Raw genomic sequence first — 23,851 nt, forward strand, 5'->3', positions numbered from 1 at the left:
CACCCCCCCCCCCCCCCCCAACCCCCCCCCCCCCCACCCCCCCCCCCCCCCCCTTTTTCTTCCCCCCCCCCCCGCGCGCGTATCAGGGCCGTTGATCCGGCCATCCGTCGGGCATGTGAGATCAGCCGTTGTCCAGTACGCCCGGGGGACATGCCGCTAGAACAGGGGGACACGGACCACCAGAGGAGGCGTAGGTGAGCGACATCCCGGCACACGAGGCCGACCGGCATCGTCAGGCGTGGGTTCTCAAGGCGGGCCAGTGGGGCCTTGCACAGGACCCAGTCGCGGAGCAGGAGGGCGAGTTGCGCGACTACAGCGAAGCGATCAAGGCCGCTGGGTACACCGCCTGGACCGGGGCGGGCGAGGTGTACATGGTCCCGCTGACGCTGACGGTTTGGGCGCGTTCCGAGGAGCCCTCGTTCCTGTTCGATCTGGAGGGGGCAGAGCAGACACAAACCGTCTACGCCGCCTCGCTGCCCGACGCACTCACGTTGCTGAACCAGCTGGCCCCCACATTGCAGGCGCTCGCCGTCACGGACCAGATCGCGCATGCCGAGCCCGAGACCATGTCTGTCCTCGCCGACGTCCTGGACAAGCTGCATGATCGCCGTCGCGGCAAGAACGGCCGCGTCATCCAGAAGTGACTCTTCCCGCGCAGCGGAGCCTTGGGGAGCTACCGGCCGAGATGAATCCGGCGGTCGTGGACGAGGCGGTGCCAGCGGTCGCGAACCGCCTGCTCGCCGCTGATCCACCGGGTAGCGGTGGGGCCTGGCAAGGGTAGGCCGGCCATGAAGTGGGCGATGTCGGTGAAGTAGGCGAAGTCGCCGGTGACGGTGAGCGCGCGGATCCGGCTGATGGTGGCGGCCAGGTCCTGGTCGTTGCCGCGGGCGGCGTGGTGGAAGGCGAGGGTTCCCGTCATCGCGGGGAAGCGGCGCTGCCACTCCGCGTCCAGCTCGTACATGTCCTGGGCGAGCGGGATGTTCTTGCCGCACATGCAGCACCTGATGCGGAACGTGACGGACACGGCGGATCTCCCCATCACCCTGCGGGCCGGACGTAATTCAGCCTGGCAGTCAGCCCGGGTTCTGCACTGTCGCCATGCCGCGGCGCGGTGGTTGCGCCGCCGTGAGTGCAACACCCGAGTGCAACACAGGGCTGCAACGCGTCCGTGTTGCAGCCTGACATGGGAAAACGGCCTTTGCAGACCCTTCCTCGGCAGTGTGTTGCAGCCCAACCTCGTGCGCGGTTGAAAGAGCGAATCAATGCCCCTGGGTACGTCATGCTCCTGGCAGTGATGGTGGCCTCCGAGCGGGCCTGGGCGCTCCCGGCGTACAGCATGACCGCCCAAGTCACCGTTAGAGGACGGTCGCGCCGACACGGCGGAAATCGAACTCACATCCGATTGCAGATAGGATTCAGCCACGATGGCTGAAACATTCGATTTTCCCCGCGATCTGGTAGACGCGCAGCTGGAGCTCCATACGGTCCGGTCGGAGCTGAGCGCCCTGTACAAGCGCCTGCCGTGGTCGGTGGAGCCGCTGCCTGGTTGGTCGCACACCAAGGAAGACAAGCGCTCCTTCGAGTCGAAGCGCCCCGATTCCCCGGGCTGGACCGATGAGGAAAAACAGCAGGTCAACACCCTGCGCGCTCGCCAAATGGAGCTCGTCACCCATATCTTCACCCACGACTTCTGGGCCTCATGTCCGGATGCGGTCACCGCGCGCTCGGCCCTCAAGCACGTCGGGCCGCCCGGCCCCGCCTCGGCCCATGAGGGATGACGAGGACGAGCTCCCACTGGACGTCTCAGCCCCGCGGGCAGACGTCGCGTTGCCGGACGGGCAGCACCTGAAGGCCGCGGTGGTCCGCCGGCGCCGGGACCGCTCGGGCACATGGTGGTACACCCTGCAGATCGAGCTGCCGGACCGGGTCGATGACCGCCGGCACGGACCGTCCCTGGGTTCCCGCACGATCACCTTCTGCGCCCCGTTTCCCGTCGTCCAGGGCCTGCCGGGGGAGAACTACGCCAGTCTCGATCTTCCTCCGCCGGAGAAGCGCAAGCGGTGGCGGCTGGCCCCGCCCCCACGTCAGGACGGTTGGGCCGACGCCTACCTTCACCGCCCCGACTGCGCGCAGGCGGAGTCGACGGGCGGGATGGTGAACGACGAGGAGGCGCTCGCAGCGCTGGCCGGGCGCGACATGGTCACGGTGCCGTGCCCGGTGTGCCGCCCGGACACCGTGCTACGCAACCGGCGCTGATGGGCGAACTCACAGCACGGCATGCCGATCAAGCCGACCTGGTAGCGGTCAGCGTCCGGGCGATTCGCCCGGCTGCTGCCTCCGCTGTCCCGGCCGCGGCTTCGTCGTCTCCCGGTCTTCTGCGTGGTCAGACCGGCGGCGTGCCCGTGCTGCCTGAACGCTCTGCTCCAGGGCGGCCATCAGGTCTACCGGCCCGCCTTCGGCCGGGGTGGGCGCCTGCGGTGGCTCGAGCCCTTCGAGGCGGGCCGCGACGACTTGTTCGAGGGCGGCCCGGTAGGCGTCGTGCTCATCTTCCAGCTGGAATTCCTCGCTGGCGATGTCCATCAGGGTGCGGGCCATCTGCAGCTCCTGGCGCCGCGGCGGCTCGGTGCGCGGCACCGCGATCTCTTCGCTGCCGCGCAGTTCGCTGGGCCACAAAAGCGTCTGCATCGCGATGATGTCGCTGCGAGGTCTGAGCAGGGCAAGAGACTCACGGCTGCGCAGCGCGACGCGGGCAACGGCAGCCAGACCGCTCTCGTACATGGCATCGCGCAGGAGGCTGTACGGCTTTGCGGCGGCTGGGTCTGCTCCCAGGTAGTACGGCTTGTGGAGCAGCAGCGGGTCGATCCGATCGGCTGCCACGAAGGCGAGGACGTCGATGGCCCGCGGCGAGCTCGGCAACGGCAGGTCGGCGAGGTCGTCCTCGGAGAGCACCACCACCCGCCCGTCGCCGGCGTCATAGCCGCGCGCTACCTGGTCAAAGGGGACGTCGACGCCCTCGCGCTCGCAGACGCGTCGCAGCCGGATCCGGCCGCCTCCGCACCTCGTGTGGACCTGGTGAAGCGGGACGGGGTGGGGGGTGGTCGCGGCGTGGACAGTCACCGGGATGGTCACCAGGCCCCAGGTGATCGTCCGCTTCGCGATGGTCTGCGCCATGATCCCATCGCACCGCCCACCCAGGCTGATCGCACGTCGAACCACCTGTCCCCGGCCGCCAGGTCCGGGGGCAGGCCGCAGCTGCCGGCCAGCGGCCGGCGCATCGATGCCTGAGTCCGAGCTCGGTGGTCTGCCGGGGCAGGGGGTCTGTCAGGATGGTGGGCATGGCGAATGAGGCGACGACGCACGACGAGCGGCTGCGGGACCTGGAGGCAGAGGCGTTCCGCACCGGTCGGACGCTTGCCGAGCACAGCGAGCAGCTGGCGACGATCCGTGATCAGCAGAGCACGGCGTTCGGGAACATCGATTCCCTCGCCGACGCCGTCGGCTCGCCGGGGGAGCGATCGGTCACCCAGCGTCTGGACACAATCGAACGTGTTCTGTTCGCTCTCGCCCGTGCGCAGGGCATCGACCCCGACGCCGTTTCCTGACCCAGCTGGTCGGCCGGGACTCCGACAACACTGGCTGAACTCTCACGCTTGAACGGCTGTGGCCCGAACACCTGACGTGTTCGGGCCACAGTCGTATGTGCGCAGGTCAGAGGATGGGCGCTGCAACGTACTCCTCTGCCGCTACTGGATGCCGCGGAGGCGGTGCTGGCGGGCGGTGACCAGGGTGCGCCAGCGGGTGCGGGTGATGTGCTCGCCGTCGAGCCACCGGGCTTGGGAGCCGGGCCCAGCGGGGAGGGGGTGGTCAGCCATGAAGTGGGCGATGTCGGCGTAGTAGGCGTAGTCGCCGCTGCTGGTCAGTTCGCGCAGCCGGACGATGGCGGCGGCCAGTTCATCGGATGCTTCCAAGACGGCGTAGTGGAAGCACAGAGCAAGTTGCAGGGGCGGTTCCTGTGAGGCCAGTCCGGCGACGTGGATCTCCGTGCGCAGCAGATGGGCGCGGTCGGCGATGTTTGTGCTGCTGCCGGCGTCGCGGACGAGTGCGGCGATCTGGGTGGTCAGGGTGGTGGCGCGCAGATCGAGGCCGGCCAGGAGCTGCTGGGCGAGCTCGATCTCGTCGTCGGCCTGGCTGGGGTCGGTGAACGCGACGGCGAGGGCTCGCTGGGCTTGTGAGGTGGCTTGCTCGCCGGCCACCCCGTGCTGTTCGGCCTCGATCCGGGCGGCTTCGTATTCGGCGGCCGCGCGGGTGGTGTCGCCATGGGGCCACCAGATATCTCCCAGCACGCGGTGGTGGCGGCCTGCCCAGCCGAGCGGGCGGGCGGTGGCCAGGGCGGTGGGGAAGTCGCCGGCGAGCCTTGCGAGGTGCGCCAGGCCGCGTTGGGCGGCGGGTGCGAGTCGGCCGCCGCCGTTGACGACGAGTTGCATGCCGCGGCGGGAGTCGTCGGACCGGCCGAGGTCGCGTTGGGCCTTGGCCAGGTAGTAGATGGCCATCTCCTGCAGCTCGGCGGGCAGCAAGACGGTCTCGACGACCGCGGTGAGTCGGTCGGCGGTGCGCTCGCGGTGCTCGTGCTGGCGGCGGGCGAGCGTGCTGAGCAGCTCGACCAGGGCGTCGGCCGCTGTGGGCTGGCCGTCGATGTTCTGCTGGGCGGGTGGGGCGATGGGTTCCCATACGGAGTCGCTGACGTACGCCCAGGCGGCATCAGTGAGCCAGCCCAGCTCGAGGCCGAAGTCCCGGGCTAGAGCGAGGCCCTGGCGCAGGCATCCGACAAGCAGCAGCCGGCCCGGCGCGGTGCTGGCGGTCCATTGCGAGCCGAGCGCGGCCAGGGCACGTTCAGCGGCCTGCTGCCAGTCACGCGGGGTCCAGCGGTCGTCGGCCTGATCATCGGCGTTGCGGACGGTGGAGCGGATCAGGCCGTGCAGGTGGTACGGCCACAGCCCGAAGGGGTGCTCGCGGACGAACGGTCGCTCGATCAGGCGCCTGGCCGGCGCTTCGTGCTGCATGCCGGCGGTCTGGGTGGCGAGGGGGATGTCGAAGGCGTCCAGGAGCGCGACGGAACGCAGGACGTGCCGCTCGTCCGGGGTGAGGTCGGTCAAGGTCCGGGCGATCAGGGCGGGGAAGTCGTGGTCGAAGTCGGCCGGCTGCGGTGTGCGGCCCGTGCGGCGGATCTCCAGAAATCGCATCACCGACAGGTCGAGGTAGAGCGGCAGGCCATGAGACCGGTCGGCGATGACGCGACGGACGTCTTCGCTGATGAGGGCCTGTCCGTCCCGGGCGAGCCGGCGGGCGAGGTAGTCGTCGCAGTCCTCGGGGGAGAAGTCGCCGATCAGTACCTGCCGGCCTCCCCGGTCCGCAGCAGGCGCAGTGCTTCGAGCGGGCGGGACGACGGCGGAGGCCGCCAGCCCAGGCCAGGCCGTCGGCCCGGTGTAGTCGAGCTGGCCCTGGAGGGCGGGGTTGGCCCACTGCAGGCGGGAGCGGCCCGTGATGATGAAGAACGCGGCGGGCATCAGCCACACCACTCGCTGGAGCAGCCGCTCCATGTCCCGGTGGGTACGGTCCCCGACGTCCTCGAAGGTGTCGAACAGGATCACCGGCGTGACCCGCTTGCCGGCCGGGAGTTGGGCGAGCTCCCACGCCAGCAGGTGCGGGTAGTACGAGAGGGTGTCCAGGTCGGGTTCGGCCTCCAGCAGGTCGGCGAGCCGTGAGCACCCGGCGAGTGCGCGGACGGTCTGCCGGCGTTCCCGCAGCGCCCGTACGAGGGAGCCGGTCACCTGGCCGACTGCGGACCCGACGGTGCCGGGCAGGAGCAGGGTCTGGGCGACGTCGGACAGCGCGGACTGCATCTGCTGGGGCAGTGCTTTGCCGAAGCGGGAGGCCAGCCCGCCGCGGCGCAGGTACTCCTCCAGCGGCTCGCCGGGATGCTGGTGCTCCCAGTACCGGCGCAGCGCCACGTCGAAGGCGGGCAGGGGGCGGCCGATCTCGGCGAGCGCGGCCCGGATCGTGAGGACGACTTGCTCGAAGTCGGTGCCGGCGGAGCGGGAGAGGTCGATCCGTACGGGCAGGATTCGCTCGCCAGACCACGTGGGTTCGTCCCACTGGGCGGGCCGGTGCCCGGCGAGCGCGACTTCCAGCTTGCGCGACAGGGTCGTCTTGCCGATGCCGCCGACGCCATGGAACACCTGCACGTTGTTGCGGGGCGCTTCGAGGTCCTCTGGGTCGAAGGCGGGGGCGGCGGTTTTCCGTAGGTGTGCGGCGAGTGCGGCCGCGGCCAGGTCCCACTGCGTATGACGGTTGGTGAATGCCTCTGCTGTCGTCAGGCCGCAGTCGTTGGTGCTGAACAGCGCCCGCAGATCTCGTCCCGCCACCTCAAACCCCCCGGTAAATGATCAACAGGCCCAACCTACGCCCCGCGGCGGACCTTTCGACAAGCATCCCCCAACGGCGAGGTGGCCGCAGCAGGGCTTCCCGCCTTTCCCCACTGCGCGGCCGGTCAGGCGGCTGTCGTGCTGGTGGGGCCGGTAGGACAATGGCGAGTTCCTTTTCAAGATCCCAAGGAGGGTGGTCGCCGTGTCCGACCCCAACGTCCCCGACTTCTCCGCGCTGGAGGGAGGTGAAGACCAGCAGGCGTTCGATGCCGTCCGTGCGGTGGTGAGCTGGTACACCGCCCAGATCGCCGCCGAACACAGGGCGCCGGTGCCCGACGAGGCGCGTATGGAGGAGCTGAAGGCCGCCCGGCAGGCCGCTCTCGATGACCAGGCGCAGCTGGCGACCGCCGATCCGGAGGAGGCCGCCCGCGTCGCAACCGTCTATGCGGCCCGGCTCAAGGAGCTCACGGAGTCGTAGTCCCAGGTCCAGCCGGGCAGCGGCAGCGGCCACAGCGACGGGTGCGGCCGGTCGATCCGGGCCGGCTGCAGCCCGACGGGCATCAGTGGCCGGGCGAGCGCGACGATCTCGTCCAGCTCACGACGGTGCTGCGGCAGCGCCTTGCGCAGCGCCGCGTGCAGCGCGAGGACCTGGGCGGCCTCCTGCTCGGTGTACGGCCGCAGCCGCTCTGCCTCCAGAGCCCACACCGCTCTCCGTCCACCGCCTTGCTCCTGGCGCAGCAGCGCCTGGCCGTCCCGGCGGACCACCGTCACCGCCGTGATTGCCGGATGTGAGGCGGCGAGTTCGACAACATCGGGGACGGCGCCAAAGCACCGGCCGTGGCCGGCCTTCGTGGTGAACCGGGCCGGGATGCCGAGTTGCTGGGCGCGGGCGTAGCGCAGGGCGGTCGCCAGGCGGCTGTCGGCCTCCCTGACGGCCGCGACCACGAGTTCAATGGGGTAGCCGTCGGTCGCGAACGGCAGCGCGCTGGCGAGGAATTCCTCTGCGCTGCCGGGCGCGGCCTCGAGGAGCGCGTCGCCGCGTCTGGCGCGCACAGTCGCCGCGGCCCTGGCGTACCAGGCGCGGTAGTCGGCGCGGATCGCCGCGCCCGCGCCGCGCGGATCGTCCCCGAGCAGTTGCAGGTAGTCGGGGTGGGCGGCTTTGAAGTCGTCGCCGACCAGCCGCGTCGTCCCTGGCCGCATCGCCCGTCGCACCATGGTGGCGAGCGCGGTCTTGTTCGCTCCGGGCTGCCCGATCACGTACACCGCTCGCGGGTCCGTCCGGGGCACGATGCCGCCCAGGAGTGGCGGCGCGATCAGCTCGTCGTAGATCCACTGGTGCTCCGCTTCGGACAGCCGGTGGTAGTCGACGCCGGGCGCCTCTTGCCTGGGCTGCGCGATGCGGCGGACCGGTTCGGCCAGCGCGGCGGCGCGCTCGGCATCGCGCTGTACGGCCAGGCGTCGGTCCTCGCACTCGACTTCGCGGTGCAGACGTTGATCGGTGCGCGCCAGGTCCCGGCGGAAGACAGCCGTCTCCCGGGCGGACCACGGCCGCCCTCTGTCGTAGGCCACCGCCCGGTCGGCCGCGGGCTGCCGCCGCCACGAGCCGTCGATGAGCTCGTTGTCGTAGAGCACTGTGCCGTCGCGGCGGACGACGGTGATGCGGTCGGCCAACTGCTCGGCCTCGATGACTGCCAGGGTCTGGAGCATCTCTTTGGCGCACGTGTCGTGGTTCGTCCACGACACGTAACGGTGTTCCGTCAGGAAGCGGTCCAGGATCCCGAGCTGGCTCCAGGCTTCCGCGGTCGCTACCGCCACCAACTCCACTCGGGAGCCGGAACCTCGGTACGCGGCCGCCGACGCACGGAACTCGTCGGCGTCGGCCAGCGCGGATTCGACCACCGCGTCGAACCCGCAGGACCGGACGTGCTCTTCAACGGCTGCCTGCCAGCGCTGGGTATCGGGCCGGACCTGGGCTCCCGCCGTGCGGACGTCGGCGGCCAGCAGCTCGGCGTAGCGCCGGTGCACGGCCTTGTAGAGGTCACGGCACACTCGCACCGCGCCGCCGCGACGGTCCAGCGCTGCCTGGACGAGATCGGCGATCTCGGTCTTTCCGGCACCCGGCTGGCCTCCGACGATGACGACGACCGGCCGGGCCTGGCGCACGGCGGCCTTGGTGGCTGCCGGAAGGATCGCCCGGTGCAACACGTCGCGGCTCTCCTGTTCGGACAGCACGACTGAGCCGACGTCCAGCTTGGTCACCGCACCTCCCCGTCTTCTGATCACAGCGGCGCGATCATAAATCCATGGATAATAAAATTGCAAACTCGAAGATAAATTCATGGGCAAGTTCGTGGTAGTGTTTGGGGTGGAGGTGAAGTATGCCGACCGAAGATGAGCTGTTTGCGGCGGTGGACGCGCTGCTGGAGGGTGAGCCGGAGATGCCACCCCCGGCGGAGCGGACGCGGCTGCGCGAAGCGGCCCGTGTCTCGCAGGCGCGGCTTGCAGAGGTGCTGCGGACGTCGACGCAGACGGTGAAGAACTGGGAGGCCGGCCGCTCAGAACCGCGGCCGCCGCGTCGCCAGGCGTACCAACGGCTGCTGGACGGGTGGGCGGAGAAGTACCCCAAGCCCGCCGACGCCGATGCTGCGCAGCTGCCGGAGACGTTCACTGGCACGCCCAACCGGGCCGAGGCGCGAACTCCGTCCCCATCAGCGCCCCAGGTAGCGGCCGTGACCGCCGAAGAGAACGCTGAGCCGAGCGCCGCCCCGGCCACCGCGTCGCGTCCGGCGCGCGCCACCAAGCCGTCGTCAACGTCGCGGCGGCCGGCCGCGCGGAAGGCGGCGAAGAAGCCGGCCGGCTCGGTGGGCGCCGACGCGCGGTTCGAGAACGGCCCGCTGGCGGTCGTCGACTGCGAGGACGGGCAGGTGTCGGCGTACTGCGTCGGCGGCCTGGTCCTGGATGTGCCCGCCAAGTCCCTGCCCGCGCTGGTCGACTGGACGCTGACCGAGGCCAAGCTCGGGCAGGCCCGGCTGCACCGCAACGGCCGCGACGCCGACCCGATCCTGGTCCTCACCGCGGCCGCGCTGGAGCGGTACGGCCTGCCGGTCGCCCTGTCGGAGGAGGAGCGGCGCGCGAGCCGACTCCCGGCCGGCCACAAGGTGGTCAAGCAGATCGAACGGGCCGGGCTCCAGCTGACCCAGCGCGGCTTCGGCCCGTGGGCCCGGGTCTACCGCGACCCCGAGGGCTCCAAGCGGCGCTGCGTCCAGCTGTGCATCCTTCCCTGGAACGCGCTGGACGCCCGCGAGTGGGACAGCAAGAACGACCCGCAGCTGCCGACGATGCACCCGGCCGACCTCGCCCGCTACCTCGGCCTGTACGCGGCGCGGGTGACGACGCCGCGCGGCAGCACCGCGACGACCGGCGTGGAGCTGATGACCGCGCTGCGCCCGCCGACCCGCGCGCAGAAGGACGAGGCCACCGGCGAGTTCAAGCCCGCCTTCAACGACGACGCGATCACCGCCCGGTACGACGTGGTGGACTGCGAGGTCCCCGACGAACACCCGAACCTGAAGGGCAAGTTCGCCCGGCACCACCTGCGCACCCCGGCAGAGATGCTGATGGAGGAGCCCTACGACTGGTGCCGGCCGCTGACCGATGAGGAGTGCATGAACCAGTTCCTGGTCACGGTCGACATCAACATGTCGTTCGCCGCGGCCGCGAACGGACTCACGGTCGGGCTGAACGGGCCGACCCACCTCACCGGCAACCCGGCCTTCGACCCGGCGCTGCCCGGCTCGTGGCTGGTCGACCTGAGCCACGTCGACCTGTCCCGCGTGCGGATCAACGGCCGCACCGTCGACGGCTCCCGGCTGCCCTCCCCGTTCACTCCGAAGGGCGACCGCCCCGAAGGCCCGGCCTGGTACGCCACGCCCACCGTGCAGTACGCGGTGGAGCTGGGCTTCGACGTCGCGCCGATCGAGGCGTACGTCCGTACCCAGACCGGCCGCTACCTGGACTCCTGGTACAAGCGGCTGCGCGACGCCTACATCGCGACGATGGCCGACATGGGCGTCACCACCGACCTCGGGGAGAGCGAGTTCCTCGAGGCGATGGCACGGCGCAAGCAGGTCGACCCGACGATGGCGCTGCTGGAGACCGCGATCAAGGCGACGGCGAAGGGCGCGATCGGGAAGCTGAGGCAGCGCAGCCGGGGCCAGGTGCCGTACTACGAGCCCTACCCGGCGCTGGAGCGGTGGACGTGGCGCCCCGACATCCGGGCCGCCGTGCTGGCCAACCAGCGGACCGGCCTGCACCGCAAGCTGATGAAGACGGCAGCCGCCGCCGACCTGTACCCGGTGGCCATCGGCACGGACGCGATCGTCTACCCCTCGCCCGGCCCGTCCCCGCTGGACGTCCTGCCGCACACCCCGGACGGCAAGCCGGCGCCGGGCACGTTCCGGCTCGGGGTCTCGCCCGGCATGGTGAAGCACCAGGGCACCCAGACCGTCCTGTGGGCGGAAGCCCAGTTCGAGGAACGAGGCGGCGTCTTCAACATCGCCAACCTCATCAAGACCGACCAGAGCGCCGGAGAAGGGGAGTAACCGATGGTCGACTCGCTCGGGGACAGCCTGGACCGCGCGCTGGAGGGGGCGTTCACCCGCCGCATCCCGCAGAGCGCCCAGGCGCAGATGAAGTACCTGGTCAAGCAGCTCAAGGGCACCAAGGCCGCCGCCCAGGCGCTCGGGATCTCCCAGCGCACGGTGGAGCGGTACGTCTCGGGCAAGCTCAAGCGGCCCCGCAAGGACCTCCGCGGCCGCCTAGAGCGCGAGGTCAAGAAGCGGTGGCAGCCGCAGATCCGCGCGAAGGCCCGGAAGAAGGCGGCGTCCACGGACGGTCTGGTCGTCTCCACCCGCGCCCGCTTCGGGTTCACCGCCGCCGCGGGCACGACCGACGACGCCCGGATCCGCGACATCACCCAGGCCCTGCCGCCCCAGTGGGCCGACCGCCTATTCACCGCCCGAGAGCAGGGCGCCAACGAGCAGCAGCTCCAGCAGATCGCGGCCGACGGCCTCGCACAGATGTACTTCCGCGCGAACAACTCCCGGGCGCACGGCCTCGGGGTGGAGTTCACCGACGTCGAACGGCTCGACATCGAGCTGTGATCGCCCGCCCGTGGCAGGGGCCCCGCACCGCGCTGCTGCGCCGATGCGGGGCCTCACACGCGTATCCGGCCGATCGCCCCAAACCAGACCCACACCGCTTCGATCCACCGGAGGATTCCCGTACAAGTCACTACCTGCGGCCGCCAATTCGGGGCACGGCGATACGCTCCAAGAACGTCATGCTGCAGAAGGGGACAGCCGATGCCGGTCAGCACGCGAGAGATCACCTGGAAACCCGAGGCGATTGCATGAGCTCGTTCCCCGGACCCCACCCGATGCACGGTGACTCCGTCCAGGTCACCACCGACACCGCCTCGGTGACCATCACCGGGACCGTCACGTCCCAGGGCGTCCTGCGCGACGGCCGCGGGTTCGTCGAACTCACCCTGCCGGACGCCGACCCGCAGCAGCGGCGTGACCTGGAGTGGGCGAAGTGGTTCCAGTACGAGCTGTACGACGGCAGTCGGCTGCTCTACTCGTCTCCGCAGCTGAAACTCCGCGAGGCCCGAAGAGCGAGCGACGGGGCTCTGGTGGTGACTGGGTCTCCGTGAAACGCCGCCCGCCTACCTGAGAACCCCTGAACCAAGGAGGAGAAGCGTGGATCGAGCAGAGGTAGTCCCCGGACTTGCCGTCGACCGAGACCTGTACGAGGCGGCCGTGAAGGGCCTCAAGGAGCACGCCCCGGAGGAGTCCCTCACCTGGGAGGCGTTCACCAGCCCTGCCAGCTGGACCCTGGTGCCGGACCCGGACGGACGGGGCTACAAGGGCGAGCTGGTGCTGCGGCGGGAGGAAGCCCGCACCAGGAAGATCAACCTCTGGATCGCGCCCGACCTCCGCGACGGCGAGATCCCGAAACCTCATAATCACCCGTGGCAGTTCACGTCCTTCGTGTTGGCTGGGGGCTACACCGAGCAGCGCTACACGCTGACCAACGGCCAGGTCGTCACCGAGGTCCAGGAGCACACCGCCGGCGGCTCCAACGAGCTGCCACTCGATGTGTTCCACGAGGTGACCCGCGTTCACGCCCCGGGCGCGACGTTGACGCTGATGCTCTGCGGCGCCGGACGGCAAGGCGCCTGGGGCTACATCGATCCCGAGACCGGCCGCACATACGACAACGAGCCCGACCCCGGCTTCCGCGACCGGCTACTGGCGCTCAACCCCCGGCTGCGCTGAACGCGGCCGCCGTCACGAGCCACCGACCCAGCCGATCTCGCGGACCTCGATCGCCCCGGCAGGGTGAGGCATGTACTGGATCCAACAGCGCCTGCCGAATGCCTCCCGGATCTCCTCCACGGAGCCGGGATCGCGGACGTCGGGCCAGGCCCGCGGGTCCAACCGCGCGACCTCCACGAGCGCCATCACCTCCTGGCGGGCCCGGTCGTCCGGCAACTGCGCCATGACCTCCACCGCGAGTTCCTCCATCACCACGCCGTACCGCATCCCGCACACCCCCGTGTGATCGACCTGGGGCGGCAGCGTACGGAGGATCCGACGATCGCGTTTGGGCCTGTGGATAACCCCGGATCGGGCAGGCCAGGACACGTGCAGCGCCATTGGGTACAAGTACCGGTATGGCACGAGAGCGGGTGCGGTGGCCGGTCGTGGTGAACCGGGCGCGGGAGATTGTGGAGGGGTACGCGCCGATGAAGGTCACGCTTCGGCAGGTGATGTACCGGTTGGCCACCGAGGGTGTGCTGCCGCATACGGCGTCGAAGTACCGGCGGCTGTCGGCGCAGCTGGCTCAGGCCCGCCGAGAGGGCCGGTTCCCCGACCTGATCGACACTGTCCGTGAGGTCCACGTGCCGCCGACCTGGCCGGACGTGGGTGCGTTCGTCCAGGAGATGCCCGACTGGTTCCGCCTGGACCGCACCGCGGGCCAGGAGCACGCCTTGTACGTCGCCGCGGAAAAGGACACGCTCCGCCAGCAGCTGACCGGCTGGCTTGCCGAGTACGGCATCCCGGTCCTGGTGGTCCGTGGCTTCGGCTCCCAGTCCTACGTCGACGTCGTCCGCCACCGCACGGCCCGCGATCCGCGCGAGGCTCACCTGGCCTACATCGGCGATTTCGACTGCTCGGGCGCCGACATCGAGCGCGACTGGGTGGAGCGCACCGCATGCTGGAGCCGGGTCAGCCGGGTGCTGCTCACCTACGACCAGGTGCGCGCGTACGAGCTGCCCGCGACCGAAGGCAAGCGTGGTGATCCCCGGTGGAAGGCTTTCGCCGCCCGCTACGGCTTCGACCCCGCACACCCCGTGCAGTGGGAGGTCGAAGCCCTCGAACCGGACGAGCTGCAGCGCCTGGTGCTCGCCGCCGTCGACCCGTACGTCGACCGCAAGGTCCTCGCCGAACAGATTGCCCGCGAGGAACAGCAACGCCGCGCCCTGTCCGACTTTCTCGGAGGCTGGGGCGCGGCGGGCGGAGTGTCGTCCTAGCGCTGGAGCGGGGCCTACTCGGAGACGTTCTTGCGCGCGTCCCGTTGCTGGCGCGCACGGGCGACATGTTCGCGGATCAGGCCGGTGAACACCGTCTCCGGGTTGTTGTCCGGTCCGGCGACGATGGCGGCGAGCGTGGCTATCTGGGTGGCCAGAACTGTCACCAGGTCAGCGCTTCCTATGGGCCCGCGGGCGAGGACCAGAGCACGGGCCGCGTCATCGAGTCTGTCGAGGGTGGCGTCGTCGGCGAGGCCGATGCCGAGCCGGTCCGCCAGGACGTGGGAGACGATCGCTACGGCATCACCGAGGGGCTGGTCGACGCCGAACTGGCCGCTCGCCGCGCGGCTGTCTTCGAGGATCGCCGGGATCACCGGTGGCCTGGGCCTCTGGAACAGCCCTTGCTTCCTCCATTCCTCGTACGGGGGTGATCCTGCGGCGTCACGGCGTGCACGGTGGTGGTCGGTGGGGTGGCCGGCAGCAGTGCGGCAGGCGCGGCCGATGGCCGCGTCGCAGCTAGGGCAGGCCACACGCCGGAACCAGGCCCGGACACGCTTCGACTCTTCGCCGGAGCGGAACTGCGGGCGCCAGTGCCCCCACTGGGCGGTCTGCGTCACGACGCCTCCGGTAACTGCGCGACCGGCAGGGCCGGTTCGAGGGGTTTCATGCGTTCCTCCAGGCGGCAGAGGGACGGGGCAGGAGATCACCTTAGGGCCTGAAAATCGAACGTGGCCCGTCGTTGTCACGCTGCGACGGCCTGCTCGATGTGGTCGAAGGGATTGGGGTAGGCGGCCATCTCCTCCAGCCGGGAGATGACGGCACGGGTATCGCCCAGGGCGCGGTGCCCGCCGCCCAGCGGCTGCCAGGTGTAGCTGCCCCAGTAGGCGTGCCAGGCGCCGTAGAAGGCGGCGTACTGCTCCATCGCGCACTCCTCCCACTCCTGCGCGTCCAGCCAGGCATCCGCGGCCGGGTGCCGATCGCTGCGGTACCAGGGGTACTTGGTCAGACAGGCCGTGGGGCGGGTGAGGTGGTGAAGGTGGAGCTCCCACCGCAGCCGTCCGGTGTCGTACTCCCGGTTGTAGATCACGATCCGGCGCCCGGCCAGGGCCTCGGTGAGGCGGGGGAGGACGTCGGAGAAGGAGGGCGCGTCGGCAACCATGGCGTCGGTGATGCCGTGAATGGCCGTCGCCTTCGCAGGGATTGGCTCACCCGGGTTGAGCAGCGTGTCGAGCAGCACCTCACCGGCCGCCGTCGTGACGGCGATCTCCACGATCCGTGACGTCGCGGTCAGGCCCGTCGTTTCGGTGTCCAGGATCGCGTACGCGTCAGGGTTGCCCAGGATCTTCTGCGCCCACTCGATCGTGGGTCCGAGGTCGGCCCACCGGTCGCGGTCCTCCTGCCGCCGCGCTTCCGCACGCTCCCGCTCGATCTCCTCCTGGCACGACGCGCAGTGCCAGTCAGCCGCTGCGCGCTCGCCTTCATTCATCGTCGCCCACACCGCGAGCGGGACCAGCTGCACCAGGCACCGCCGGCACGCCCGCTCCGCCAGCGACCACGCCACCTGACGGCCGCGTTCGATCCGGTCGTCGCACGCCAGGCACAGTCCGCCCTGCCAGCCCTGTTTCGGCGCCGGCTTCTGGAAGACGGTGGCGCACACCTCGCACGTGCGCCGACGCCGGTCGGCCTCCTGCTGCTCCTGGCGGTGCTTGCAGGGCCGGCACATCCCCCACACCGGGTACCCGAACACCTCGCCGCAGGCGGTGCAGGTGCGCCGCTGCTGCATCTGGCGGCGCTGAAGGGCCGACAGCGGCCGCATCTTCGCCGACGCCTCCGGGTCCCACAGAGCGACCCGGTCCCCGTACCAGCGGGTGTAGATGTACGCGGCCGGACGCTGCCCCACGGCGGGCTTGCGGCGTACCCGGCGCAGCTGCGTGACCGTCCGCAGGTACGCCGGTGCCCGCCCGCTGTCGTACACCGGCACCCCGCCCACGAACTTCAGCGGCGCGCCCCGGGCCACCCGATCCGGGTCGATGTCTGTCTGTTCCTGGACCGCCGACGCGGTCAACGTCTCGCTCACGACTACCTCCATTCGGCCTAACACTGACTAACCGCAACGCAACATGACAGAACGCCTGAAACTCTGTCAAGAGCTAAGAAAAATGGGCAAGTTGGGCGTATGCGCTTAGAACTGCGCCCGCGTACGCGAGGGAAATTTCACCCGTCCGGGCCCCGGCCTGCCGCCGACGGCGCGGCACTGCGGATGCCCGGCACCGCACTGCCGCGCCGTCGGCGGACTCCGTCCACAGGCCCGCCGGGGTGGGCTGATCACATGACCGATGACGACGTACAGCAGGCGGCCCGGACGCGCGCCAAGATCATGGACGGCCTCGCCCGCGCGGAGCGCGCCCTGTTCACCCGTCCCGCGCCGAAATCCGCGCGCGCCCAGATGAAATTCCTTCTCACGCGCGCCAAGGGCTCGACCCGGGCCGTCGCGGAGCGCCTGGGCGTCTCGCGGCGTACGGTGGAGCGATACCGCTCCGGCGCCGCCTCAAAGCCGCAGAAGCGCCTCCAAGCCACCCTGGCGGAGGAGACGGAATCGGAGTGGCAACCGCAGGTCAAAGCGCAGGCGAGGCAGCGCGCGACCACCTCCGCAGGGCTCGCCATCTCCTGCCGCGCCTACTTCGGATTCGGCCCGGAGGGCACGTCGGACGCGGGCCGGGTGCGGGATCTCACCGTCGCCGTCTCGCCCTCCCACGCGGCCGCGATCCTGGCAGCACGGGAGACCGGAGCGACGGACAGTGATCTGCATGAGCTGGTCGCGGAGGCCATAGCGGACGCCTATTTCCGTCAAGGCGGCGGCGGCCGCGCGGGCCTACAGGTGAAATTCGCAGACGTGGAGTGGCTCGATATCTCGTTTTAGCAGCGCGGAATTCGAGACTGTTGTAGACCTGGTGACCGGCCCGCCGCCGCATACTCCAGGGCGGGCCCTCCTTCCCGTCTCCGAGCTGAAAGCGAGCCCTGATGAACACGTCCGACAGGCGGCGGCCGCGCCGTGTCCCCGAGGCCCGCGCCGGCGCCCCTGCCCCAGTCGACTACGCGAAGGTCGGCCGGTCCTCGGTGAGGCGCCGCGCGCGGGGCATGACGCACAGCGAGGCGGTGACGGCGCTCGAGGAAGCCGAACTCGACGCGCACCTGGACCGCCGCAACGAAGCCGCGGCCGACGACGGCGGCCGCCGTGAAGCGCAGCTCGCGGAATGGCAGCGCATCGTGCAGCTGCTCGCGGCGACCGGCGGCCCATACGACCCGGACGCCGACGCAGTCGTCCAGGAGGAGCTCGCCGCCGACCGACGTCGGCAGGAAGCCGAGCAGCAGCGGCTCCAGGAGCAGCAGCGCGTAGCCGACCGGGCCGACGAGCTCGGTCGGCTGGCCGAGGCCGGCCGACTCGACCAGAGCGTGGCGAGCCTGCCAGGGGACGAAGCTGCCCGCGACCTCTTGGCCGAGCGCGGCGACTACCGCGCCGCGGCGGTCGATGCCTGGCTGGCGCAGGCCCTGGCCGACCGCTCCGGCCACTACGCCGACCCAGACGCCCGTACGGCCGCCATCGACGGCTCGCTGCCTTTGCCGGTGCGCGCCCACGCCGCGTTGCTCGCCGCGGTCGCCCGCACCGGCGCCGCGGCCGCCAACAGCGAGCTCGACTTCGTCGGCCGTCTCGCCAAGGCCGACCCGGACGCCACGAACGCGCTCGCCGCCTGGCTCGACAGCGCCCTCAGCCCCGCACTGACGGCCGGGCAGAAGGGCGGCACGGCATGAGCGCGACGGACGACGACACGGTTGTGGCCACCTGGAGCGAGCACAGCGCGATCGGGCACCACTACGAGGACCTGCTCGCCGACGGCCGGGTCGTCATCTCCTGGACCGAGCCGCCGTTCGGCGAGACGCTCTGCCCCGGCGACGACGACCCCGACTACAACCCGATCTGCTCATGCCCGCGCGTGCCGAAGCAGTTCTGCACGCAGTGCGCTGGCTGCGCCGCCTGCGGGCAGTGCCAGCACCGCCGCGGACACCGCTGACGGTCACTCACGGCAACCCCCCAGTCCCCCAGACCAGCTGTGAGGTACCTGGAGGACTGGGGTCTGAAATAGGCAAGTTGCCCGTAATATCTGTGAGGTTGAACCCTCGAATCCCCTGGTGCACGCGTTCCTGTGAGGTGACCTGTGAGCCTGGGGGTGAGAGCGTCCAGAACCCGGATCGATCACCGGGCGTCACCACGCAGGCATGGCCGCCGTTGTGCGGAGCGTGGAATGGACGCAGCTGCTCAAGGACCTCACCGACGCCGTACAGGTGCGCAACACCAAGGTGGCAGCCCTACACAACGCCGGTGCACACGTGACCGACCTGGCCGCGCAGGCCATCGCCGCCGGCGCCCCGGGCCCAGCTCTCGCCAAGATCCTCGCGACCATGGAGCCGACAATCGCCCACGATCGGCCACACGTGTGCGGACAAAGCCCCGTCGTCCCGCCGCTGCGCCCGGCCGCCGTGCCTCAGCAGTCCACGGAGACGCTGCCCGACGGCGCCGGGGCGATCCGTCCCGTCCGGTACTCGCTGGCTGAGGCGTTCGAGGAGGGCATCCTGCCGTGGCAGCCGGCCACGACCCGCACCTACATGCGCAGGCGCTCGCCCGAGCGTGGCATCCCGGTCCCCGCGGGGGAGTTGGACGGTCAGACCACGCGCTACACCAAGGACGAGCTCACGACCTGGCTGTCGGCGTGGCAGCAGCAAGCCGGCCCCGACAACGGCGGGCGTCCCACCGGGCTGCGGGCGCGGGACTCCACTGACACAACGTGATCGTCACCCGTCACCCGTCACGCTCGCGTGTCACGCTGCCGTGTCACGGACCCTTCCCACAGGTGTCACGCCGCTCGATCAGGCGCGAAACCCTGGGCCCGAGGGCCGTTTTCCGGCCTCCGCTCAGAAGCGTGACACTCCCTCCCGGCGCAGATCCGGACTGTAGTCACCGATGTCCGGTGCCAGTCAACCTTGACCGGAGAGTGGCACCAGACAACCCGATCGGCAACTGCCCTGTGGCGTCCAGCTCGCCGGCGGCCAGGTCCTCGCAGGCTTCCCCGCCTGGCCCGGCGGGACCCAGCTGCGTCGTCCGAACCTGGGTCCCTGGGTCCTGGGTCCGGCATTTTCCCAGGTGGAACGAAGGCGTGCCCGCAGCTGGGTCCCGCCCCATCGGCGCGGGCCTGTGTCATTGGCCCCCTGTTTTCCCTGGTGGCCGCGTCGATCTGTGTACCTGTGTACCTGTGTACCTGAGCCAGCGGTCCGGTTCGTTCGTAGCAGGGCCCAGTGCCCCGGCTACGGCGATACCGTGGTGACTCACGCCAGATGACAGCCCAGGAGCCCCGGATGAGCCAGCAGCCGGCCACCGCGCCCGTGCCCGACCGTCAGCCCCTCGATGAGCACGCCGCCGCGTCCGTCCGTGCGTACGCGGCCGACCAGCGCGCGAAGGTCGACCTCCTCGTCTCGGTGCTGGAGGACATCGCCGCCAACGGCTACCCGGCCCCGGAGACCGGCGTGCTGTGGGAAGACGCCCGCGATGGCCACCTGGAGCGCCTCGCCGGTGAGCAGCCCCGTGTCGCCTGAGCACGCACCGCGGCGGGCCCGCGTCGTCCTGGTGGAGCCCGCGCTGAGCCAGCTGGCGAAGCTCACGGCCACCGAGACACACCGCCTGGACCGAGCGATCGTCGCACTCAGCGTCAACCCGGAGCTGGGCACGCCGGTGCCGGACACCCTGCTGCGCGACTACGTGGACGACGTTGACGGAGTCCGGGTGATCTACTACGTGACTGCCCTTCGCAGCATCACGATCGTCGCGTACGTCGAAGCCTGAGAACCGAACAGGAGCGCCCCGGATCCGCATGGGTCCGGGGCGCTGCTGGGTCGGGGTCTTGGGTAGCGGGTGGCGCTGCTCGGTGGGTGGGTGCCGGTGTTTCTGGGCGCTGGAGAGCGATGACACTCGAAGGCCGGCGCCGGGCGGCACACGGGCGCTGCACAAGACAGCGGCCGTGCAGCAAACGGGCGTTCGTCTGCTGCACGGCGCCGCCGCTCGCACTCACCCGGTGGTGCCGGTGGCCCACTTCTCCAGCGCGCTCGGCTCCTTCTGCAGCAGTGCGCGTCGGCGGGACTGCGCGGTCGCCCGGCTTTCCAAGTGCATCGCCTTCGCCAGCTCGCCGTGGGAGATATCCCGGGCGGCGGGCTGCCGCAGAGAGGCGTCCCGTACGGCCTCCAGCCGCTCCAACAGCCCCGTGGTGCCATCGATGGTGACGGCGAGTTCGTCGGCGGTCGCACGGCCCGTGCGCAGCAGGGCCAGGCCGTGCAGCGCGGTGGCAAGCAACGCGGCCAGCTGCTCGCCGTCGTTGCCGAGCGCGGCGACGTCCTCGGCGACGAACGGGACCAAGACGTGCTCCTTGTGGTCATCCGGGTGTGCGGGATCGGTGCCCACCGTGGTCTCCTTCCTCGGGCGGGTTCGCCTAGCGGTCGGCAACGGTCCAGCCCTGGCCGACCCGGTTGCGGATGATCCCGCCGGGGGTGCGCAGCTCCCCGCCGGCCTCGCCCAGGCCCAGGGACTCGATCTGGTCCAGCAGCGCGGCGGCCCGCGTCGCAAGCTCGCGGGCCTGCGCCTGGCGGGCGTGTAGCTCTTCGGTGCTTCCAGTGAACACGGTGGTCTCCCTCGGTCGGTCGGGGCCTGGCTGGCTGTCAGGCGGCATGGAGGTAGCGGGCGGCGGTGTCGACGAAGGCGTCGTGCGCGGCCTTCGCGGCCTCGCGGGCGGCTGCCAGCTCCTCGGTGGTGGCATGGGACTGCCGCATCGCGTACGTCAGCGTGATCATCTCGTCAGCCGCGCCACGCACCGCCTGGTCCGAGATGAGCACGCGCAGCGCGACCAGCGGGCGGGTGACGGCGGACCGGGTCATGTGGCTCTCGCCGCGCAGGGCCTCGATCCGTTCGGTGCCGGCGCCCTTGAGGACGGCGTCGCCGCGCATCCACATCGCCCGGCGGTGGTCGCTGGCGGCGCAGGCGAGGGCGGTGACGGCCTCCAGGCGGTCGCGCCGGATCGCCTCGCCGTGGTTGATGCGGACGGACCGTTCAGCCGCGCGCTCCTGGAACCGGCCCGACACGAGCGAGCCGAGTAGCGTGCCGACGATGGCGAGGGCGGCAGTGACGAGGGTGACTAACACGGCGGGTCCTCCCGTAGACGTATGAACTTCAATACACTGTATGAAATGTCATACACCTTGGGAAGGGGGCCGCTCATGATTCTTTTCGCGCCTCTGCAACCTGCGGGTTTCCCGCCACCGGCAACCCTGTGCACGGATCTGACACACGCGCCCCACCGTCGCCTCATGGAGGATGCGGACCCCGGATGTCCCTGTGTGCATGGACGTTTGTCCATGCTGGCGTGGATCTCTGGTGTCGACATCGACACCGAGCACACGAACGGCGCTCCACCCAAAGGTGCAGCGCCGATGTCCGTACGCGGCCGGCCCCGGGTTAGCCGACCGCGTGCAGCGAGCCGCGGCGCTTGTCCGCGGCCGCCTTCTTCGCGGCAGCGAGTGCGGCCCGCTTCTTTCGCTGCTCGGCGAGCTGGTCCTGGTAGGCGGCGACGGCCTTGTGGTAGCTCGCCACGTAGTTCTTGCTGTCCAGGCGGTCCGCCTTGGGCATCGCCCTGACGGCGGCCTCGGCATCCTCAGGGCAGGTGTAGCCGGCCAGCATCGGGTTGATCTGGTAGACGCCGTTGCGAACCTTCTTCACGAGCTTGGCCAGCTCCAGACTCCGCAGTGCGGCGTTCACGCTCGGGCGGCTCAGCCTCAACAGTTCACCGAGGGTGGCCTGGTCCATCGTGATACGACCCCCCGGCTCGCTGCGCCCCCGCAGCTTCAGCAGCGCGCGGTAGGCGGCGGGCGGCAGGTCCAGGTCGGCGAGAAGGCTGTCGGCGTTGGTGGCCGACCACTTCAAGGTACTCACTGGGCTGATCCCTCCTCCTGGCGCTGCGCACGGGCCAGTCGGCGTGCAGCGCGTTCTTCGGCCCGCTTCTTCCGCAGCTCCTCGATCGCCTCGCGCATGTGCTCCAGAGACGGGAACCGCACCAGGTCCGGCAGGCTCTCGTCCTTGCGGATCTTCGTGATCGTCTTGTCCTGGTCGACCTGCACGTACTCGGCTTCGACCAGTTCCGTGCCCGGGATGAACTCAGCTACACGGTACGAGTAGGGCGGGTTGAACTGGTAGACGCCACGGCGCACCTTGAACACGATGCCATGGCTCATGACCTCCTGCAGCGCCTCGTTGATCTTCCCTCGGTGCACGTCCAGGACCGTTGCCATCTCCTCCTGCGTCAGCCGGATCTGCCCGCCGGCCTTCTGGCAGGCGATCATCAGCAGGATCAGCCGCAGCGGCAGGGCCTCGCGGAAGTACTGCGCGATCAGGAAGAAGAACTCCAGCGAGTCCATGGAGAACGCCTTCGGGCGCTCCGGGGTGTCGTAGAACTCCATCGGCTTGCGCTCGCTGCTGAGCGAAACCTTCCGGCGCGGGTAGCGACGAGCCAGCGAGTCGAGATCCTCGACCGGCTGGACCGGCTTGGACCACGCCTGGATCTCATCATCAAGAGGCAGCTGCGGACGCGGTACACGCTTCGGTGCGGGACGGCGGCGCTGTGGCTCGGGTGACACGAGGCTGCTCTCCACTTCGCTGATCTTGGACGGCAGAAGTATGTCAGCCAGGCCGACATAAATGTCGGTCTCGCTGACATACCGGCGTGTTGTGTCCCCCCAGGGGGGACAGATCTCCTCCCCTGCGCGCTCTGGCGGACTGCCCAACGCAACGCCCGCGGAATGTCGGCCTGGCTGACGTTCCGGGGCTCAAACTGTCGGCCTCGCTGACAGTTCACCCTCGATCTGTCTCCTCAGCCGGTACACACCGATGGCGATGTGTACCGGCTGAGGTGACAGATCACCTGAAGTGCACGCCGCTGACCAGCGGGTTCTTGGTGTTCGTAAGTATTAGGTGGCTGAGGTCCGCGCGAACTGCACCGGAAGCCCCCATGTTCGGCGGTCCGCGGCGTACTGCGGCGGCCTCCCGCCCCCACCAACGACGGCCGGCCATCCCGGCATCCCCAGACTGCGCACGCCGACGAGACCCCGGCCGTCAAACGACACTCGGCTCTGGCTCCGACCGTCCCGCGAAGGCCCCCAGCTGCCCCCTCGAGCGCTTCACGGCCTCGTGCTCGCTGCTCCACTTCGGAATCCTCTGCCGCACCCCAGGGCCATCCCCACTCACTTCGCTCAGCCACTATTTCCTACCGCCAATTCACTTCTTCGACTAATCCGCCACTTTCCACCCTCGCTTGTAATAGCCGCAAACCGTAGCCACTCGCGTTCCCAAATCTCCTTGTGGTGCGTAAATCCTCAGCGTTCATCGCACCCCTTATTTCGCGGTCACCGGTGGGTGTAGTCCATTCCAGACTCAATCTAGCTCATAATTTGAAGCATTCATCACCGACGCGCAGAGCCTGACCTCTCTGTCTGCGCGGCTGGCCCCGCGTTCCTGCACTCTCCCGACCGCCTGTCACCTCCCTCCTTCTTCTTCCTGCTGGCGGTCCGTCAACTGCACCCCACGCTCTCGGAGCCCGTAGCCCGCTTGGTGGCGCGGAGCGCGCCATTGTGGCTGGAGCGCAGCGGAGGCCACGGGGTCGGCCGGAGGCCGGCCGGGGGGGGGGGGGGGAGGGGGGTGGGGGGGGGGGGGGGGGGGGGGGGGGGGGGGGGGGGGGGGGGGGGTGGG

28 protein-coding genes and 1 pseudogene are annotated in these 23,851 nt (G+C 70.1%); 16 read left to right on the top strand and 13 right to left on the bottom strand.

Features of this window, described 5'->3' with window-relative positions:
* Positions 1–194: 194 nt before the first annotated feature.
* Positions 195–644: a hypothetical protein gene (locus tag ACZ5XZ_RS38230; protein ID WP_468986943.1), complete on the top strand. Its 450-nt coding sequence runs from the start codon at positions 195–197 to the stop codon at positions 642–644.
* A gap of 29 nt (positions 645–673) precedes the next feature.
* Here ACZ5XZ_RS38230 and ACZ5XZ_RS38235 read toward each other — a convergent pair whose 3' ends face one another.
* A complete protein-coding gene (locus ACZ5XZ_RS38235; protein WP_468986946.1) occupies positions 674–1,024 on the bottom strand; it encodes a hypothetical protein in 351 nt (116 codons plus the stop codon).
* Between the two features lie 400 nt (positions 1,025–1,424).
* Between ACZ5XZ_RS38235 and ACZ5XZ_RS38240 the strand changes: the two genes are divergently transcribed.
* Positions 1,425–1,778 carry a hypothetical protein gene (locus ACZ5XZ_RS38240; RefSeq protein ID WP_468986948.1) on the top strand — a complete coding sequence of 118 codons (354 nt, stop codon included), beginning with the start codon at positions 1,425–1,427 and terminating at the stop codon, positions 1,776–1,778.
* Positions 1,768–2,256 carry a DUF6233 domain-containing protein gene (locus ACZ5XZ_RS38245; protein WP_468986951.1) on the top strand — a complete coding sequence of 163 codons (489 nt, stop codon included), beginning with the start codon at positions 1,768–1,770 and terminating at the stop codon, positions 2,254–2,256. Before ACZ5XZ_RS38240 ends, ACZ5XZ_RS38245 begins: the two co-directional genes overlap by 11 nt.
* A gap of 48 nt (positions 2,257–2,304) precedes the next feature.
* On the opposite strand, the gene ku is transcribed toward ACZ5XZ_RS38245, so the two are convergent.
* Positions 2,305–3,171, bottom strand: a complete 867-nt coding sequence (gene ku, locus ACZ5XZ_RS38250) for a non-homologous end joining protein Ku (RefSeq protein ID WP_468986954.1) — start codon at positions 3,169–3,171, stop codon at positions 2,305–2,307.
* Between the two features lie 164 nt (positions 3,172–3,335).
* Between ku and ACZ5XZ_RS38255 the strand changes: the two genes are divergently transcribed.
* Positions 3,336–3,602: a hypothetical protein gene (locus tag ACZ5XZ_RS38255; RefSeq protein ID WP_468986957.1), complete on the top strand. Its 267-nt coding sequence runs from the start codon at positions 3,336–3,338 to the stop codon at positions 3,600–3,602.
* Positions 3,603–3,743: 141 nt separating this feature from the next.
* On the opposite strand, the gene ACZ5XZ_RS38260 is transcribed toward ACZ5XZ_RS38255, so the two are convergent.
* Complete coding sequence (locus ACZ5XZ_RS38260) at positions 3,744–6,422, bottom strand: ATP/GTP-binding protein (RefSeq protein ID WP_468986959.1); 2,679 nt, start codon at positions 6,420–6,422, stop codon at positions 3,744–3,746.
* Between the two features lie 202 nt (positions 6,423–6,624).
* On the opposite strand from ACZ5XZ_RS38260, the gene ACZ5XZ_RS38265 reads away from it, so the two are divergent.
* Positions 6,625–6,900, top strand: coding sequence for a hypothetical protein (locus ACZ5XZ_RS38265; RefSeq protein WP_468986962.1), 276 nt, complete (start codon positions 6,625–6,627; stop codon positions 6,898–6,900).
* Here ACZ5XZ_RS38265 and ACZ5XZ_RS38270 read toward each other — a convergent pair.
* Positions 6,864–8,681, bottom strand: coding sequence for a zeta toxin family protein (locus ACZ5XZ_RS38270; protein WP_468986964.1), 1,818 nt, complete (start codon positions 8,679–8,681; stop codon positions 6,864–6,866). The two genes, ACZ5XZ_RS38265 and ACZ5XZ_RS38270, sit on opposite strands and share 37 nt — an antisense overlap.
* Before the next feature lie 119 nt (positions 8,682–8,800).
* Here ACZ5XZ_RS38270 and tap point away from each other — a divergent pair, with 119 nt between their 5' ends.
* The 4 genes from tap to ACZ5XZ_RS38290 all read left to right on the top strand — a co-directional run bounded on the left by tap (position 8,801) and on the right by ACZ5XZ_RS38290 (position 12,760).
* Positions 8,801–11,023: a telomere-associated protein Tap gene (gene tap / locus ACZ5XZ_RS38275; RefSeq protein ID WP_468986967.1), complete on the top strand. Its 2,223-nt coding sequence runs from the start codon at positions 8,801–8,803 to the stop codon at positions 11,021–11,023.
* A 3-nt stretch (positions 11,024–11,026) separates the two neighbouring features.
* Positions 11,027–11,584, top strand: a complete 558-nt coding sequence (gene tpg, locus ACZ5XZ_RS38280) for a telomere-protecting terminal protein Tpg (protein WP_468986969.1) — start codon at positions 11,027–11,029, stop codon at positions 11,582–11,584.
* A gap of 248 nt (positions 11,585–11,832) precedes the next feature.
* Positions 11,833–12,135 carry a hypothetical protein gene (locus ACZ5XZ_RS38285; protein WP_468986971.1) on the top strand — a complete coding sequence of 101 codons (303 nt, stop codon included), beginning with the start codon at positions 11,833–11,835 and terminating at the stop codon, positions 12,133–12,135.
* A 46-nt stretch (positions 12,136–12,181) separates the two neighbouring features.
* Positions 12,182–12,760: a hypothetical protein gene (locus tag ACZ5XZ_RS38290; RefSeq protein WP_468986974.1), complete on the top strand. Its 579-nt coding sequence runs from the start codon at positions 12,182–12,184 to the stop codon at positions 12,758–12,760.
* 12 nt (positions 12,761–12,772) lie between these two features.
* Here the strand turns inward: ACZ5XZ_RS38290 and ACZ5XZ_RS38295 are convergent, their stop codons facing one another.
* Positions 12,773–13,027, bottom strand: coding sequence for a hypothetical protein (locus tag ACZ5XZ_RS38295; RefSeq protein ID WP_468986977.1), 255 nt, complete (start codon positions 13,025–13,027; stop codon positions 12,773–12,775).
* Positions 13,028–13,158: 131 nt separating this feature from the next.
* Between ACZ5XZ_RS38295 and ACZ5XZ_RS38300 the strand changes: the two genes are divergently transcribed.
* Positions 13,159–14,019 (top strand): hypothetical protein, encoded by an 861-nt coding sequence (locus tag ACZ5XZ_RS38300; protein WP_468986979.1) that lies wholly within the window; start codon positions 13,159–13,161, stop codon positions 14,017–14,019.
* 14 nt (positions 14,020–14,033) lie between these two features.
* Here ACZ5XZ_RS38300 and ACZ5XZ_RS38305 read toward each other — a convergent pair whose 3' ends face one another.
* The 3 genes and pseudogenes from ACZ5XZ_RS38305 to ACZ5XZ_RS38315 form a co-directional block, all read right to left on the bottom strand.
* Positions 14,034–14,390: a hypothetical protein gene (locus ACZ5XZ_RS38305; RefSeq protein ID WP_468987012.1), complete on the bottom strand. Its 357-nt coding sequence runs from the start codon at positions 14,388–14,390 to the stop codon at positions 14,034–14,036.
* Between the two features lie 45 nt (positions 14,391–14,435).
* Positions 14,436–14,762, bottom strand: a pseudogene (locus ACZ5XZ_RS38310) (zinc finger domain-containing protein); the annotation flags it as partial.
* On the bottom strand, positions 14,759–16,093 hold the full coding sequence (locus tag ACZ5XZ_RS38315; RefSeq protein WP_468986982.1) for an exonuclease domain-containing protein: 1,335 nt from the start codon (positions 16,091–16,093) through the stop codon (positions 14,759–14,761). The pseudogene ACZ5XZ_RS38310 and the gene ACZ5XZ_RS38315, both read right to left, overlap by 4 nt.
* A gap of 252 nt (positions 16,094–16,345) precedes the next feature.
* Between ACZ5XZ_RS38315 and tpg (ACZ5XZ_RS38320) the strand changes: the two genes are divergently transcribed.
* From tpg (ACZ5XZ_RS38320) to ACZ5XZ_RS38345, 6 genes are all read left to right on the top strand, one after another.
* Positions 16,346–16,936: a telomere-protecting terminal protein Tpg gene (gene tpg / locus ACZ5XZ_RS38320; RefSeq protein WP_468986985.1), complete on the top strand. Its 591-nt coding sequence runs from the start codon at positions 16,346–16,348 to the stop codon at positions 16,934–16,936.
* A 218-nt stretch (positions 16,937–17,154) separates the two neighbouring features.
* Complete coding sequence (locus tag ACZ5XZ_RS38325; RefSeq protein ID WP_468986988.1) at positions 17,155–17,826, top strand: hypothetical protein; 672 nt, start codon at positions 17,155–17,157, stop codon at positions 17,824–17,826.
* Positions 17,823–18,086 (top strand): hypothetical protein, encoded by a 264-nt coding sequence (locus ACZ5XZ_RS38330; RefSeq protein WP_468986991.1) that lies wholly within the window; start codon positions 17,823–17,825, stop codon positions 18,084–18,086. The genes ACZ5XZ_RS38325 and ACZ5XZ_RS38330 overlap by 4 nt, the downstream gene beginning before the upstream one ends.
* 205 nt (positions 18,087–18,291) lie before the next feature.
* A complete protein-coding gene (locus ACZ5XZ_RS38335) occupies positions 18,292–18,861 on the top strand; it encodes a hypothetical protein (RefSeq protein WP_468986994.1) in 570 nt (189 codons plus the stop codon).
* Between the two features lie 564 nt (positions 18,862–19,425).
* Positions 19,426–19,662, top strand: coding sequence for a hypothetical protein (locus tag ACZ5XZ_RS38340; RefSeq protein ID WP_468986995.1), 237 nt, complete (start codon positions 19,426–19,428; stop codon positions 19,660–19,662).
* Positions 19,640–19,909 (top strand): hypothetical protein, encoded by a 270-nt coding sequence (locus ACZ5XZ_RS38345; RefSeq protein WP_468986998.1) that lies wholly within the window; start codon positions 19,640–19,642, stop codon positions 19,907–19,909. Before ACZ5XZ_RS38340 ends, ACZ5XZ_RS38345 begins: the two co-directional genes overlap by 23 nt.
* Positions 19,910–20,131: 222 nt before the next feature.
* On the opposite strand, the gene ACZ5XZ_RS38350 is transcribed toward ACZ5XZ_RS38345, so the two are convergent.
* From ACZ5XZ_RS38350 to ACZ5XZ_RS38370, 5 genes are all read right to left on the bottom strand, one after another.
* The gene (locus ACZ5XZ_RS38350; protein WP_468987001.1) at positions 20,132–20,521 is read right to left on the bottom strand and encodes a hypothetical protein; all 390 of its coding nucleotides are present in this window, start codon (positions 20,519–20,521) and stop codon (positions 20,132–20,134) included.
* 28 nt (positions 20,522–20,549) lie between these two features.
* Positions 20,550–20,738, bottom strand: coding sequence for a hypothetical protein (locus ACZ5XZ_RS38355; protein WP_468987002.1), 189 nt, complete (start codon positions 20,736–20,738; stop codon positions 20,550–20,552).
* Positions 20,739–20,775: 37 nt separating this feature from the next.
* Positions 20,776–21,255 (bottom strand): hypothetical protein, encoded by a 480-nt coding sequence (locus ACZ5XZ_RS38360; protein ID WP_468987004.1) that lies wholly within the window; start codon positions 21,253–21,255, stop codon positions 20,776–20,778.
* 313 nt (positions 21,256–21,568) lie between these two features.
* Positions 21,569–22,042, bottom strand: a complete 474-nt coding sequence (locus ACZ5XZ_RS38365; RefSeq protein ID WP_468987006.1) for a MarR family transcriptional regulator — start codon at positions 22,040–22,042, stop codon at positions 21,569–21,571.
* Complete coding sequence (locus ACZ5XZ_RS38370; RefSeq protein WP_468987009.1) at positions 22,039–22,758, bottom strand: hypothetical protein; 720 nt, start codon at positions 22,756–22,758, stop codon at positions 22,039–22,041. The genes ACZ5XZ_RS38365 and ACZ5XZ_RS38370 overlap by 4 nt, the downstream gene beginning before the upstream one ends.
* Positions 22,759–23,851: the final 1,093 nt, after the last annotated feature.

The organism is Streptomyces sp. NPDC033270, assembly GCF_055576575.1.